Source organism: Streptosporangium nondiastaticum, assembly GCF_003011965.1.
Classification (GTDB): Bacteria; Actinomycetota; Actinomycetes; order Streptomycetales; family Streptomycetaceae; genus Streptomyces; species Streptomyces nondiastaticus.
Map to the genome: position 1 here is coordinate 24,557 of NZ_PXWG01000058.1, position 13,966 is coordinate 38,522.

The following is a 13,966-nucleotide window of genomic DNA, read 5'->3' on the forward strand; positions in this document are numbered from 1 at the left end:
CACCGGCCCGGCTGACAACCCTTGGTTGTCACCTATGGTGGGAGCCATGGATCTCGACGTGGCGCAGGTACGTGCCTTCGTCCGCGTAGCCGAGGAACTGCACTTCGGGCGGGCGGCCGGCACGCTGGCCATCTCCCAGCAGGCGCTGTCCAAGCGGATCGCGCGGCTGGAGAACCTGCTCGGCACCGCCCTGTTCGAGCGCGGCGGCAACGGGGTGCGCCTCACCGACGCCGGACACCGCTTCCTCCAGCCGGCCCGGCACACCGTGGCCGCCGCCGACGCCGCGGTCGCGGCGGTGGCCGGAGAGAACCGCCCGCTGCGCGTGGACGTCTGGGGACACCTCTACGCACCGATGCGCACCCTGGCCCAGGTCGCCGGACGGGCCGGCGAGCTGGTGCCGGGCCACGGGCGCGACCTGCCGTCGGTGACGGCCGCACTGATGCGGGGCGACATCGACGCGGCCTTCGGCAGGGTCCACCCCCCGCTGCACGCCGGGCTCACCCACCGCCTCGTCCGCCTCGAACCGGTCGACGTCGTCCTGAGCACGACCCACCCGCTCGCCGCCGAGCCCGCACTGCGGCCGGACCAGCTGCGCGGCAGCGTCCTGTGGTCCCCCGGGGCGCTGGACCGGCTCGACTTCCTCCACCAGTTCGCCGACCGCTTCGGCATCCGCGACAGGACCGCGAGCCTCAACCTTGGCCTCACCCACTTCCTCACCGAGGTGGCGGCATCCGCGGCCCGCTTCTCCCTCCTGCCCGCCGACGTACCCCTGCCGGAAGTCCCCGGTCTGCGCACCGTCCCCCTGGTCGACCCCACGCCCCTGTACGCCTGGTCACTCGTATGGCGCACCGGAAACGACCACCCCGGCCTGAACACCCTCACCGCCGCCTGCGCCACAGCGGCAGCCCGAAGCCGCTGGCTGGAATACAGCCCGGCCCACGACTGGCTCCCGGAACCACCGGCGCCCCATCCTCAGGACCGGAGCCAAGAGATCCCACAGAGCTAAGGAGTTCCGCCGCCCTTCCACGGCTGCCGGGCGTCGCCGCTATGGCAAGTGGTCACCAGTACCTGGTCGGCGCCGCTGACCAGTTGGGGAGCGATCGCCGGGCAGTGGCCGGTCTCGGCGTTCTGCAGAGTCCGGCCCGCGCCCACCGTCCGCCGGGCGGAGACTGCGGGATCCGGGCCGGCGGTGGCGACATCGCTGCCACGACGGTCTTCAAGACCGTTGTGGATTGCGTAGTTGACAGGCATCTGACCTGCCCAAACGCCCTTCCGCTCCGCCCTCCGCAACGTGGGCCGGGCCAGAAACGGGCCACAGATTCCCGAAAGGCTCATGTGGTGGCCCCGGGCCCGGCCGACGGCGCAGCTTCAGGAGCGCCGCGCCCGTACGGCATCGGTGTAGAGCTCCGTGGTCAGGTCGCCGTCTTCGACTCCCAGCTCGCCCAGAACCGACCGGATGTCATCAAGGGCGCCACGAAGGTCGCTCTCCTCCACCTGCGTCTCCAGCTCGATGAAGGAACCGTCGATCTCGGGCACCGTGACGACCGTCGCCAGCATCGGCCGGCCGTGGGCTTGAAACTCGTAGTTGCGGCACTGCTTCTCGAAAGCGATCACGGGCTCGTACCCGAGGCCGCGCAGCATGGCGTGCACCGCTTCGGGATCCTCGACGCGGGTCTCGTGCTCCGGCTTCGAACCGGATGCCGCGTCGACCCGGGCCCCCTTGTAGGTCAAGATCGTCTTGATGGCCTGCGCACCGCGGACGGTACGTACCCTCAGCTCCCGGTCTTCCTTCTCCAGGGTGCCGGCCGGTTCGTCGTAGTAGGTGTCCTGGTACACCTCGGCCCGCCCGGCGGCGCGGACGTCCAGACGTCGCGTGACCTCGGCCACGTCGTGCACTCGCGCCTTCAGTTCAGCCTCGATCATCGGCCATGTCCCCTCTGGTCAGACGATACGTTCCCCGTCCTCGATGAGCGCCTCGAACATGCGTCGGCACCCTCCGTACAAGGGCCCGTGCGGTGTCTCCACCACCTTGTACACCGCCGGCTCATGGCCTTCTCACCCCGCGTGGAAGGCGGAGACGAACATGGTGGCGTCGAGTCGGATGACGCGCCAGGTCGGGAGCATCCGGTAGCTGGCAGCCTCCTTGACGCGCGCAACGACGATACCGACGGTCGGCAGAGCACCCGCCATACGAAAGGAGGCGAGGCCGGGGCCCTGGGGCGGTGGGGGCGCCGCCCCAAAGACCTGGCCTCGCCCGCAGTTCAGAGACTGCTAAGAGTCGTGGTGAATGAACTCCACGATCACCACCCAAAGCGCCTTCACGCTCAGGGCGCCGGCGAATCGTGAACTGAGCTCGCGCCACCACTTCTCTCGTGTGGTCGACTCACGCTTGTCGGCCATTAGTCCACCTCCGTGAGCGCGCCCCGCCGCCTTATGCGGCCGGGCCCCCATGAACCCCCGGACTGTCGTCCGAAGGCCACTCACGAAGCGCGGCAGTACGACGGTATGCCCAAGGGCTGAGTTAAGTAAGTGCTTTCCCCGAACGGGAACCGCTGCGGCTGGTGCGGCCCAGGTGAAAGAAGCGGCTGCAGTACTCTGCCCGCGTGGACGGTACGGATGAGGTGAGGGGGCTTCCCGACTGGCGGGTGCTCGTCGTCGGGGGCGCGTCGGGGATGGGGAAGACCGGTGTCGGGCGGGCATTGGCACGACGGTATGGCGTCCCCGTCGTGGAGGTCGACGACCTCGTGGAGGCCCTTCTTGCGGTGACACTGCCCGAGCACCTGCCGGAGGTCCACTTCTGGCGCACTCACCCGGAGGCCGCCCTCCAGGCGCCCGAGTCGGTGGTCGAGCGGCAGATCGCGATCGCCGAGGCGCTGGCGCCGGCGATCGAGGCGGTAGTGGCCAACCATGTGGGCACCGACACCCCGGTGATCCTGGAAGGCGACTACATCCTGCCCGGACCGGCGGCGCCCGAAGGTCCCGTCCGTGCCGTCTTCCTCCACGAGGACGACGAGGGGCAGGTGACGGCCAACTATCTGCGCCGGGAGCCGGAGGCCGGACCACAGCGCCATCGCGCACGCGTCAGCGTGCTGTACGGCCGGTGGCTCGCCGCACAGGCGCGGGCGGCCGACGTGCCGGTCGTCGCTCCACGTCCGTGGGAGGACCTGGCCGGCCGTGTCGCCGAGACGGTGGAGGATGCCTCCTCCGCGACCACATCGAAGAATTCGGCGTTGCCCAAGACGGCCGGGTCTTCCGCGCCTTCCGCGGCGGACACCTGCTCTCCAAGGAGTACAGCGAGACCTGGCAGGCCGCCCGCGCTCAAACGAACAGATCGAGCGCGCTGATGGACGAGGACGAGGACGAGGGCCGGCCGAACCGAACCCAGCGCGTCTCATGAGTGAGGGCCTCACCAAAACCATGGTGGGGCCCTCACTCATGGGACGACATCCACGGTCACTCGAGAGTGATCTCGTCGTATGCGATCGTCACGCGCTCAATCGCTGCTTCGGTGCTTGTCGCCGACAGTTCGGGCCCATTCCACTGCGACGCCCAGGCGTTCGTCAGATTGATCCGCCGGAGCACGTTCTTGTGTGGGTCCATGACCGCGATCGTGATGTTCTGACGGCACTGTCGAGGTCGCCCTTCGCCGACGTCGTCTTCACCCAGTCGACGAACTTCGTGTCCTGGTCCATCGCCCGGGACAGCGCGATCTCACCAACCGCCGCAGGGCCCGGCTGCTTGCGCACAATCAGGTGCGGGCATCCTCATGGCTGCCCGGCCCGGCCCAGCGGGCCTGGGCAGGGGACGGTCGGCCCCGGAAACCTGGTCTTGGTCCTGGTGGTGTTGCTGCTCGAACCTTCACGACAGCTCGTCGTGGAGTCCTGCCGGCCGTCGGGGCTGAGCATCTGAGATCCATGTGGCGGAGCCCCCTGAAGCGAATGGGTGCACTGGGGAGCAGGTGCGTTTGCGGGTGGGGGGAGGGGGGACCTCGTGACGGTGTCGGCGGGAGACAGAAGGCGAGGCGCCGTGGAGCCACAGACCAGCTCCGCCGTGACCCTGAGCGTCAACGGCGTCCGGCATCGTCTTCGTGATCTCGACCACCGCACGACCGTGCTCGACGCGCTGCGCGAGCACCTGGGACTGACCGGGGCCAAGAAGGGGTGCGATCACGCGCAGTGCGGGGCGTGCACGGTGCTGGTGGACGGGCGGCGGGCGAACAGTTGTCTGTTGCTGGCCGTCGCGTACGACGGGGCGGAGGTCACCACCGTGGAGGGGCTGGCCGATGGAGATGCGTTGCATCCGCTTCAGGAGGCGTTCCTCGTGCGCGACGGGTTCCAGTGCGGCTACTGCACGCCGGGGCAGCTGTGTTCCGCGGTGGGGATGATCGCCGAGGCGGGCGAGGGCGCGCCGTCCGTGGTGACGCCCGTCGCGGGGGCGGCGTCCCCCGGTGCGCCCGTCCCGCTGTCTCCCGACGAGATCCGTGAGCGGATGAGCGGAAACCTGTGCCGGTGCGGCGCGTACGGGAACATCGTCGCCGCGATCGAGGACGTGACGCGGTGAGGGCGTTCGCGTACACGCGCGCCGGCGACGTGGACGAGGCGATCGCGGCCCTCGCGGCCTCGCCCGGCGGGATGTTCCTCGGCGGCGGTACGAACCTGGTGGACCTGATGAAGCTGGGGGTCGCCTCCCCCGGTCTGCTGGTGGACATCGGCCGGCTGCCGCTGACGGAGGTGCGGGAGACGCCCGACGGCGGCCTGCGCATCGGTGCGAACGTCCGCAACAGCGACCTCGCCGCCCACCCCGCCGTGCGGGCCCGCTACCCCGCGCTGTCCCAGGCGGTGCTGGCGGGCGCGTCCGGGCAGATCCGCAACACGGCCACCACGGGCGGGAACCTCCTGCAGCGCACTCGCTGCCTGTACTTCCAGGACGTGGCCAAGCCGTGCAACAAGCGGGAGCCGGGCAGCGGCTGCCCCGCCCGCGAGGGCGTCCACCGCGACCTCGCCGTGCTCGGCCACTCGGCGGCGTGCGTCGCCACGCACCCCTCCGACATGGCCGTGGCCCTCGCCGCGCTCGACGCGGTCGTGCACCTGCGCGGCCCCGGCGGCGAACGCACCGTTCCGCTCTGCGGCTTCCACCGGCTGCCGGGCGACGAGCCGCACCGCGACACGGTCATCGAGCGCGCCGAGCTCGTCGTGGCCGTCGGGCTGCCGGCTCCACCCGCGGGGCGCTCGGCGTACCGGAAGGCGCGCGACCGCGCCTCGTACGCCTTCGCGCTCGCCTCCGTCGCCGCGGCGCTCGACGTCCGGGAGGGAGCCGTTACGGACGTCCGGCTGGCCTTCGGGGGGCTGGCCCACAAGCCGTGGCGGGCGCGGGTCGCCGAGGAGGCGCTGCGCGGCGCCCCGGCCACCGAGGAGTCGTTCGTGCGGGCCGCGGAGGCCGAGCTGGCGGCGGCCGAGCCGCTGCGCGACAACGCCTTCAAGGTGTCGCTGGCCCGCAATCTGGCGGTACGGGTGCTCCGTGACCTCGCCGCACCGGACGGCGGGGAGGCGAGCGCGCCGTGAGCACCCCCGGTCCCGTACGCCTCGAAGGCCGCGAGAAGGTCACCGGCACGGCCCGTTACGCCGCCGAGCACACCCCGCCCGGCACGGCGTACGCGTGGCCCGTCCCCGCCGCCGTCCCCCGTGGCCGGGTCGTGGCGATCGACACCGGCGCGGCGCTGGCCGAGCCCGGTGCCGTGGCCGTCCTGACGCACGAGAACGCGCCGCGGCTGAAGGACACGGACGACGCCACCCTGCTGGTGCTGCAGAACGACCGGGTGCCGCACCGCGGCTGGTACGTGGCGCTGGCGGTCGCCGACACGCCGGAGGCCGCCCGCGCCATGGCGGCCGCGGTCCGGGTCTCGTACGCGCCCGAGGAGCACGACGTCGTGCTCGCGCCCGGCCACCCGCGCCTCTACGTCCCCGAGACGGCCAACGCCGGCGTCCCCGGCAGCCGGGAGCGGGGCGACTTCGACGGTGCGTACGCGAGCGCGCCCGTACGCGTCGACGCCACGTACACGACGCGCGCCCTGCACAACCACCCCATGGAGCCGCACGCCACGACGGCCCGCTGGGAGGACGGCCGGCTCGTCGCGTACGACTCCTGCCAGGGCGCGAACGCCGTGCAGGAGACGCTGGCCGGGCTGTTCGGCATGGACAAGGAGCGGATCACGGTCGTCGCCGAGCACGTGGGCGGCGGCTTCGGCTGCAAGGGCACGCCCCGCCCCCAGGTCGTCCTGGCCGCGATGGCCGCCCGGCACACCGGCCGCCCCGTCCGGCTCGTGCTGCCGCGGGCCCAGCTCGCGGCGGTCGTCGGGCACCGGGCGCCGCTCGTCCAGCGGCTGCGGCTCGGGGCGGGCGAGGACGGTGTGATCAGCGCGCTCGCGCACGAGGTCACCACGCACACCTCCACCGTGCGCGAGTTCGTGGAACAGGCGGCGGTCCCCTCGCGCGCCATGTACGTTTCGCCGAACAGCCGCACCACGCACCGGGTCGTCGCGCTCGACGTCCCGAGCCCGTCGTGGATGCGGGCGCCCGGCGAGGCCCCCGGGATGTACGCGCTGGAGTGCGCGATGGACGAGCTCGCCTGCGCCTCCGGGGTGGACCCGGTCGAGCTGAGGGTGCGCAACGACACCGCGGCCGAACCGGACAGCGGGAAGCCGTACAGCAGCCGGCACCTGGTCGAGTGCCTGCGCGAGGGGGCGCGCCGCTTCGGCTGGGACGCGCGCGACCCCCGCCCGCGCTCGCGCGCCGAGGGCCCGCTGCTCGTCGGCACCGGCGTGGCCTCCTCCTACTACCCCGTCTACCTCATGCCGTCCTCCGCGGAGGCGCACGTCACCGAGACCGGCCGCTACCGCGTCCGGATCAACGCCACCGACATCGGTACAGGCGCCCGCACCGTCCTCGCGCAGGTCGCGGCCGACGCGCTCGGCGTGGCCCTCGACCGGATCGCCGTCGAGATCGGCAGCACCGCCCTGCCCGCGGCGCCGCTCGCCGGCGGCTCCGCGGGCACCGGCTCGTGGGGGTGGGCCGTGCACAAGGCCTGCCGCGCGCTGAACGGGATGGTCGACGCGCGCGGCGGGACGGTGCCGCCCGGCGGCCTGACCGCCGGCGCCGACACCGCGGGCGACGTCCCGTCCGACCCGCCGGACGCGAAGGCGGCCTTCGGCGCGCAGTTCGCGGAGGTGACGGTCGACCGCGACACGGGAGAGGTACGGGTCCGCCGGCTCCTGGGCGTCTTCGCCGCAGGCCGGATCCTCAGCGCCCGCACGGCGCGCAGCCAGCTCATCGGGGGCATGACGATGGGGGTGGGCATGGCGCTCCTGGAAGGCAGCACCATGGATCCCCGGTTCGGCGACTTCGCGGAACGGGACCTCGCCTCGTACCACGTGCCGACGCACGCGGACGTCCGCGGCGTCGAGGCGCACTGGATCGACGAGACCGATCTCCTCCTCAACCCGATGGGCAGCAAGGGCATCGGCGAGATCGGCATCGTCGGCACGGCCGCGGCGGTCGCCAATGCGGTCCACCACGCGACGGGGGTACGGGTACGGGACCTGCCGATCCTGCCGGAGAAGGTGCTGGGCTGAGCGAGCGGGGGGGTGGGGCGGCCGAGCGAGCTGATCATCGCCGTCGACCCGGCCGACGCGCGTACGCGGGTGACCGGGCGGGCGGTCCCGATCAGCGAGTGAGCGGACGGCGGCCCGCGGGGCGCGCGCGCTCACTTGTCGGCGTGCCCGCCGAGGTAGAACAGCAGCCAGATGAAGCCGGCGAAGAGGTGCGTGATGAACACGTAGACCAGCACCCGGAAGGCGATCTGGCGCTCCGCCCGCTTCTCGCCGTTCATGACGGGTCTCCTCCTGACCGGTGCGGTCTTCGCTCGCCGCTTCGGGTACGCGATTCTACCGTTCGGGCACGGCCAGGGGTTGACGCAGGGCGACCGCGGGGGGGGATCGCGGGGATCGCGGGGCGGGTCTGCTCGGCACCGCCGAGTGCCGCCGTCATGGCTGATCACCGCGGCGGCGGAAGAAAAGTCGAGGGTCCGCGGCCCGGGAACCCCCGCCGCGGCAGGGGCAGGACCGCGGCCCCGCCGCCCGGGAAACGCCGCCGCGGCGGACGTGGCACAAGCCCCCTCAGCTCGCCGGCCCCCTGCACGCTTTCAGGATCAGGTTCGCGACCGTCTCCGGTTCCCGCAGGGTCGGCAAGTGGTCGCTTTCGGGCAGTCTCACCAGGTGGCAGCCGGGGATGCGGGCCGCCATCGCCTCGTTGCAGCGGATCACCTCGGGCTGGTCCTTCTCGCCCAGGGCCAGCACGCACGGCATGCCCAGTTCGCCCAGCCGGTCGAAGGCGGGTGCGTCGGGCACCTGATGGGGATGGTTGGTGAACCACGCCGGGATCGCCGACCGCACGTGGGCCGCGGCCTCCGCGTCGCCGTCCGTGCCGGCGGCGCCGAACGTCCGCAGGGTGAGGGCGACCAGGCCGTCCATGTCGCCCGCCCCGGCCAGCCTCTCGACCTCGGCCATGAAGCCGGGCGCGGCGAGCCCCTCGTAGCCCGTCACGCCCGGGACCAGCAGCGCGAGCGCCGCGACCCGCGCGGGGTCGTCGAGGGCGAGGTTGACGGCGGCGGCACCGCCCATGCTGGAGCCGACCAGGGCGACCCGGTTCAGGCCGAAGTGGTCGAGGACCGCCACCAGGTCTTCCACCAGCGAGAACTTCGTCGTGGGCGCCGGGGAGTGCCCGTACCCGCGCACGTCGAAGCGGATGACCCGGTGCCGCTCCACGAGGCGCGGGAGGACCGGGTCCCAGATCCTCGAGTCCGCGATGCCGGGGTGCAGCAGCACCAGCGGCAGGCCGCCGCTCTCCCCGCGCTCCCCCGCCCCCGTCCGTTCTCCTTGCGAGTCATCCGCCCAGACCTCACCGTCTCCGACCGGCACCATCTGCTCCATGCGTGAAGTCTGGGGGCTGGACGGCCCGTTCCGCCAGGAGCGCGTCACGGGGCGAGGTCGCGGCGGGCGAGAAGGCGGAAGGCCAGGGCAATGCCCGCGGCGCCGGTGCCGGCGAGGACCGCGAGCTGTCCCCAGGGGACGGCGCCGTGGGCCAGCGCGTCACCGGGCGTGTAGTAGTGGAAGGGGCTGACGAAGCGCAGGGGCGCGGCCTTCGACCAGGCCAGGGCGACGAAGTTGACCGCGAAGCCGACGGCGCCGAAGGCGATGGTGGCGCCCACGACGTGCGCCCGGCTGCGGCCGGCGGCGGAGACGGCCAGCGCGGGCCCGGTCAGGCACAGCGAGAAGCCGAAGCCCAGCAGGCCGGCCGCGAACACGCCGCCGAGCGGCACGGCGTCGTGCAGGTCCGGCGACAGCGCCACGCCGGCGGCCACGGCGAGCGTCGCGGCCGCGTTGAGCAGCAGGGAGACCAGGAGGAGCGCGCCGGTCCGCTCGGCCAGCAGCCGGGCCCGGGAGACCGGCCGGACCATGAGCAGCTCCACGGTGCCCGCCTCGACGTCGGCGGCGACCGCGGCGGCGGCGAGCGAGCCGATGGCGGTCAGTTGCAGGGCGATCCAGAACGGGTGGGTGAGCCCGGCGCCCAGCAGGCCCGGGTAGCTGGCGATCGACACGTCGCCGTTCGAGCCGCTGAACGCCTTGAACGCGCCCGGCGGGTTGCGCCCGCCCGCGCCGAAGATCTGTTCCGCCGACACGGTGGTCGTGATCACGACGATGAGGGCCTCGAAGACGGCCATCCCGGCGGTCAGGGCGGCGATCATCCTGCGGCGGCGGTGCAGCGCCAGCCGCAGGAGGGGGAAGCGGGAGGACGGACGGCGGGTCATGGGGCCGGCTCCCCCGGATTCTCCGGCTCCCCGGGATTCTCCAGCCCCCGCCACTCCCCCCGCGCCCCCTGTTCCGCCTGCTCTTCCCCCGCCCCCGTGCCGCGGTAGAGGTCGAGGAACGCCTCGTCCAGGCCTGCCTCCTCGACCGTGACGTCCCGCACCGGCAGCGCCAGCAGCTCGCGCAGCGCGGCGACCGTGCGGTCCGGCGGGATCATGAGCACGGCCTGGTCGCCGTGCCAGTCGGGCGACCAGTGGTCGGCGGCGCCGAGGGGCCGCCGGCCGAGGCCGTCGGCGAAGGTCAGCCGCACCTTGCGGGCCCGGGCCTCGCGCAGGGCGGCGACGGTCGCGGTGGTGACCAGGCGGCCGGCCCGTACGATCGCGACCCGCCGGCACGTCCGCTGCACCTCGGGCAGGACGTGGCTGGAGAGGAGGACGGTGCGGCCGGAGCGGCCGAGCTCCGTCAGGAGGGTGTAGAAGGTCTCCTGGACGAGGGGGTCGAGGCCTTCGGTGGGCTCGTCGAGGACGACGAGTTCCGGTTCGTGCTGCAGGGCCTGGACGAGCCCGAGCTTCTGCTTCATGCCGCGCGAGTACTCGCGCACGGTGCGGTCGAGGTCCGCTCCGGTGAGGTTCAGGCGAGCGCACAGCTCTTCCTGGCGGGGCGCTGCGGCGCCCTGCAGCGTCGCGAGCAGCCGCAGGGTCTCGCGGCCGGTCAGCTCGGGGTAGAGCCGCAGTTCCCCGGGGAGGTAGCCGAGGTACGGGGCGAGGCTCAGGTGCTCGGCGACCGGGTCGCGGCCTAGGACGCGGACGCTGCCGTCCGTGGGCCGCAGCAGCCCGACGATGCAGCGCATGGTGGTGGTCTTGCCCGCGCCGTTGGGCCCCAGGAAGCCGAAGACCTCGCCCTCGGCGACGCTGATGTCGAGGTCCTGGACGCCGACCGTGCGGCCGTAGCGCTTGGTCAGCGCGACGATGTCGATGGCGTTGCCGGCGACGTTGCTGCTGGTGGTGTCGGTGGTGTGGTCGGTGGCATTGCCCATCGGCGTCCCCAGGGCTGTCTCCCGTGCGGCGTGCTCCTCTCCAGCTTGGTCCCGCGCGGGCCGGGCCGCCAGGGCTCGCGGAAGCGTCCGCGGAGGGGCGAAGCTGGAGGGAGAGCCGGAAGCTGGAGGGGGAGCCGGCGGAAGAGGGACGGGCTGAAGGCAGAGGAGCCGGCCATGCCGCACACAGTGGAGTGGAACGTTCGCCTCGACCTGGTCGAGGAGGAGGGCACGACGAAGGCCCGCGCCACGCTCGACACCGGGACGACGACCGTCACCGGCCGCGGGGTGGCGATGTGCGCGCCGGGCGACAGGGACGTCCCGGAGATCGGCGACGAGTTCGCGGCCGGCCGGGCCCTGCGCGATCTCGGCGAGCAGCTGCTGCACACCGCGGAGCACGACGTCGCCGCGGTGGGCGCGGCGCCGGAGCCCCGGAGGTCGCCGATGTACGGGTGGCCGTTGTAGGCATCCGCGCCCGCACGCACGCGCACACTCGTCGCACCTGCACGCACACGCACACCCGCCGCGCCCGCACGCGCCCCCGGTCCGGCACGCCGCCGAGCCCGCGCTGCCGAGCCCGGGCCGGGCACCGTGCCCGGCCCGGAGCCGGGGTGGCTCAGACCCCGACCGCCTCCTCCATCTCCTCTTCCGCCGCCGGCCCGGCGTGCCCGTGGCCCGCGGCGGCCGGCCGGCGCTTCCGCGCTTCCGCCCACCATGCGGCGGCGGTCACGGCCAGGCCGGCGACCAGCCACAGCGCCAGCGTGAGCACGTGCCCGCCGAGTCCGTTGCTGTCGAAGTAGACGAGGCTGCGGGTGCCCTCGACGAAGCCGGCGCCGTTCCAGAAGGAGTGCAGTCCGGCGAAGAAGCCGTTCTGCAGCTCGGGCCGGTACACGCCGCCCGCGCTGGTGAAGTTGAGCATGACGAACAGCACCATCATGCCCAGCGTGGTCCAGCGCTTGAGGAAGGTGTGCAGGCCGACGCCGACGAGGAGGATGCCGGCCGAGTAGGCCCAGGCCATGCCCCACAGGCCGCCGAGGCCGTGGTCGACGAGGTGGAAGACCGGCCCGGCCAGGACCGCGCCGAAGACGCTGACGACCAGCGAGGTCACCACCGCCAGCGCGGCCCGCAGCCGCATCGGCAGGGCCGCGCCCGCGGCGCCGAGCACGGCGACGGAGGCGTACGAGCCGATGCTGAGCGCGACCAGCAGGAAGAAGATGCCCTGGCCCGTCGGGTCGCCGTCGGCGGGCCGCGCGACGTCGGTCACCTTGAGCGGGGCGCCGGTGCGGGCCGCGACGGGCGTGAAGACCTTCTGCACGGCCACGGCGGTGGTGTCGGAGCCGGCGGAGGCGACCAGCAGTTCGGGGGCGTGCCGGTCGGGCACGTAGGCGCCGAACACGTCCTGGTGGCGGAGGGCGCGTACGGCGGCGTCGCGGTCCGTGACGGTGCGGACGGCGAGCTTGTCCCCGGCCTTGGCGGCGATGCCGCGCGCCAGGTTGTCCGCGCCGGGGCCGGACCCCACGACGGCGACGGGGAGTTCGTGCGGTTCGGGCTGCGAGAACGCGCCGAGGTAGGCGAGGCCCATGCCGATGCACATCAGCAGCGGGGTCAGCAGGTGGGTCAGTACGTGGCGCAGGGCGCCGCGGGTGTCGGGTCCCATGGTGCTTCGTCGACTCCCAGAGATCGTTGCCAGAATAGTTGGCTTTTACAACTTTACCTTTAAGTTGTACTATACAACCGAACCCGAGAGGATGTCCCATGCCCGACCGTGACGCGTCCCTGGAGACCATCCAGCGCGAACTGACCGCCTTCGCCCGCCGCGCGCGGGCCGCCGCGGCCCGCCTCCATCCCGAGCTGTCGCTGGTCTCCTACACCCTCCTCGCCCACCTGGAAGAGCAGGGCGGCTGCCGCGCGACGGACCTGGCGGCGCACTACCTGCTGGACAAGTCCACGGTCAGCCGGCAGATCGCGGGCCTGGAGCGGCTCGGCTTCGTCGAGCGCCGGCCCGCCCCCGAGGACCAGCGCGCCCAGGTGCTGCACCTGACCGCCCGCGGCGCCGACACGCTCGCCCAGGTCGCCGCCAACCGCCGCGACGCCTTCCGGGAGCGCCTCGGCGACTGGGACGACGCCGACCTCGACCGCTTCGCCGGCTACCTGCTGCGCTACAACGCCTCGAACCGGACCCTCATCCAGCACGCCCCGCAGAACTGACCCTCCCCTCCCGAAACCGCACCCTTTAGTCACTCGTTGGGCTGTTTTGTCGCCACGATGGGTGAGCCGCCCTCCCCCGACCCGCTATGCAGGCCTGGAGCGAACGACCTGCCGGCGGGTCCGGACGGATCCGGATGGATCGGACGGGATGGATCGGACGGAAGGGCGGGGGGACCGTGCACCCACGTGGAGACGACCGTGACCGGGGCGGCCCTTCCCCCTCCCTGGCCGCGGCCCCCGGCGAGGAGCTGCGCCGGCTGCGGCAGCAGCGGGGCATGTCGCTGGCCGGGCTGTCCCGGCTCGTGCACTACACCAAGGGCTATCTGAGCCGGGTCGAGACCGGCGAGAAGCCGATGACCCCGGAGGTGGCCCGCCGCTGCGAGGAGGTCCTCGGGGCGGGCGGCGTGCTGACCCGGCTGGTGCCGGAGCCGGACGGCGGGCGCCGGACCGCGCGCGGTGGGCTGCTCGAGGTGTGCCCGTACCGCGGTCTGGCGGCCTTCGACGCCGCCGACGCGGGCTGGTTCTTCGGCCGGGACCGGGCGACGGCCGCGCTCGTCCGGCAGCTGACCGAGCGCCTGGACGGCTCCGGGCCGACCGCCGTGGTCGCGGCGTCGGGCACGGGCAAGACGTCGCTGCTGCGCGCGGGGCTGGTGCCCGAGCTGCGCCGCGGCGTGCTGCCGGTGCCCGGGTCGAGCCGCTGGCCGGTGGTGACGATGCACCCGGGCGAACAGCCCGTCGGGGAGCTCCTGTCCCGGCTGGCGGACGCCACCGCCGCCGACCCGGACCACCTGCGCCGGGCGCTGACCGGCGGCGGGACGGGGGCGCTGGCGCGGGCCGTGCACGCCGCCCTCAACCGCCGGCCCCGA

16 protein-coding genes are annotated in these 13,966 nt (G+C 73.2%); 8 read left to right on the forward strand and 8 right to left on the reverse strand.

What is annotated here, in order from left to right; translation table 11 throughout:
- The first annotated feature begins 46 nt into the window (after positions 1–46).
- Positions 47–1,006 (forward strand): LysR family transcriptional regulator, encoded by a 960-nt coding sequence (locus B7P34_RS20675; protein WP_106678546.1) that lies wholly within the window; start codon positions 47–49, stop codon positions 1,004–1,006.
- A gap of 362 nt (positions 1,007–1,368) precedes the next feature.
- Here the strand turns inward: B7P34_RS20675 and cyaB are convergent, their stop codons facing one another.
- Together cyaB and B7P34_RS39440 are read right to left on the reverse strand one after the other, a co-directional pair.
- Positions 1,369–1,923 (reverse strand): class IV adenylate cyclase, encoded by a 555-nt coding sequence (gene cyaB / locus B7P34_RS20680; protein WP_106678548.1) that lies wholly within the window; start codon positions 1,921–1,923, stop codon positions 1,369–1,371.
- 348 nt (positions 1,924–2,271) lie between these two features.
- Positions 2,272–2,400: a hypothetical protein gene (locus B7P34_RS39440; RefSeq protein ID WP_286157497.1), complete on the reverse strand. Its 129-nt coding sequence runs from the start codon at positions 2,398–2,400 to the stop codon at positions 2,272–2,274.
- A 203-nt stretch (positions 2,401–2,603) separates the two neighbouring features.
- Here B7P34_RS39440 and B7P34_RS20690 point away from each other — a divergent pair, with 203 nt between their 5' ends.
- The gene (locus tag B7P34_RS20690; protein ID WP_223268055.1) at positions 2,604–3,344 is read left to right on the forward strand and encodes a hypothetical protein; all 741 of its coding nucleotides are present in this window, start codon (positions 2,604–2,606) and stop codon (positions 3,342–3,344) included.
- 109 nt (positions 3,345–3,453) lie between these two features.
- Here the strand turns inward: B7P34_RS20690 and B7P34_RS20700 are convergent, their stop codons facing one another.
- Positions 3,454–3,666: a phage tail protein gene (locus B7P34_RS20700; RefSeq protein ID WP_106678552.1), complete on the reverse strand. Its 213-nt coding sequence runs from the start codon at positions 3,664–3,666 to the stop codon at positions 3,454–3,456.
- 360 nt (positions 3,667–4,026) lie between these two features.
- Between B7P34_RS20700 and B7P34_RS20705 the strand changes: the two genes are divergently transcribed.
- From B7P34_RS20705 to B7P34_RS20715, 3 genes are read left to right on the forward strand one after another with little or no spacing between them, the layout of a single operon-like run.
- Positions 4,027–4,560 carry a 2Fe-2S iron-sulfur cluster-binding protein gene (locus tag B7P34_RS20705; RefSeq protein ID WP_223268056.1) on the forward strand — a complete coding sequence of 178 codons (534 nt, stop codon included), beginning with the start codon at positions 4,027–4,029 and terminating at the stop codon, positions 4,558–4,560.
- On the forward strand, positions 4,557–5,561 hold the full coding sequence (locus B7P34_RS20710; RefSeq protein WP_106678555.1) for an FAD binding domain-containing protein: 1,005 nt from the start codon (positions 4,557–4,559) through the stop codon (positions 5,559–5,561). The genes B7P34_RS20705 and B7P34_RS20710 overlap by 4 nt, the downstream gene beginning before the upstream one ends.
- Positions 5,558–7,627, forward strand: a complete 2,070-nt coding sequence (locus tag B7P34_RS20715; protein WP_106678557.1) for a xanthine dehydrogenase family protein molybdopterin-binding subunit — start codon at positions 5,558–5,560, stop codon at positions 7,625–7,627. The genes B7P34_RS20710 and B7P34_RS20715 overlap by 4 nt, the downstream gene beginning before the upstream one ends.
- A gap of 131 nt (positions 7,628–7,758) precedes the next feature.
- Here B7P34_RS20715 and B7P34_RS38740 read toward each other — a convergent pair whose 3' ends face one another.
- The 4 genes from B7P34_RS38740 to B7P34_RS20730 form a co-directional block, all read right to left on the reverse strand.
- On the reverse strand, positions 7,759–7,884 hold the full coding sequence (locus B7P34_RS38740) for a DUF6126 family protein (protein ID WP_223268057.1): 126 nt from the start codon (positions 7,882–7,884) through the stop codon (positions 7,759–7,761).
- A 286-nt stretch (positions 7,885–8,170) separates the two neighbouring features.
- Entirely contained in the window at positions 8,171–8,983 is an 813-nt protein-coding gene (locus tag B7P34_RS20720; protein WP_106678559.1) for an alpha/beta fold hydrolase, read from the reverse strand.
- A 44-nt stretch (positions 8,984–9,027) separates the two neighbouring features.
- On the reverse strand, positions 9,028–9,861 hold the full coding sequence (locus tag B7P34_RS20725) for an ABC transporter permease subunit (RefSeq protein ID WP_106678561.1): 834 nt from the start codon (positions 9,859–9,861) through the stop codon (positions 9,028–9,030).
- Positions 9,858–10,895, reverse strand: coding sequence for an ABC transporter ATP-binding protein (locus tag B7P34_RS20730; RefSeq protein WP_106678563.1), 1,038 nt, complete (start codon positions 10,893–10,895; stop codon positions 9,858–9,860). The genes B7P34_RS20725 and B7P34_RS20730 overlap by 4 nt, the downstream gene beginning before the upstream one ends.
- Positions 10,896–11,069: 174 nt before the next feature.
- Here B7P34_RS20730 and B7P34_RS20735 point away from each other — a divergent pair, with 174 nt between their 5' ends.
- On the forward strand, positions 11,070–11,357 hold the full coding sequence (locus B7P34_RS20735; RefSeq protein ID WP_106678565.1) for a dsRBD fold-containing protein: 288 nt from the start codon (positions 11,070–11,072) through the stop codon (positions 11,355–11,357).
- A gap of 151 nt (positions 11,358–11,508) precedes the next feature.
- Here the strand turns inward: B7P34_RS20735 and B7P34_RS20740 are convergent, their stop codons facing one another.
- On the reverse strand, positions 11,509–12,549 hold the full coding sequence (locus B7P34_RS20740) for a hypothetical protein (protein ID WP_106678566.1): 1,041 nt from the start codon (positions 12,547–12,549) through the stop codon (positions 11,509–11,511).
- Positions 12,550–12,647: 98 nt separating this feature from the next.
- Here B7P34_RS20740 and B7P34_RS20745 point away from each other — a divergent pair, with 98 nt between their 5' ends.
- A complete protein-coding gene (locus B7P34_RS20745; protein ID WP_106678568.1) occupies positions 12,648–13,100 on the forward strand; it encodes a MarR family winged helix-turn-helix transcriptional regulator in 453 nt (150 codons plus the stop codon).
- 176 nt (positions 13,101–13,276) lie between these two features.
- Positions 13,277–13,966: helix-turn-helix domain-containing protein (locus B7P34_RS20750; protein ID WP_189382923.1), on the forward strand; the 690-nt coding region annotated here is incomplete at its 3' end.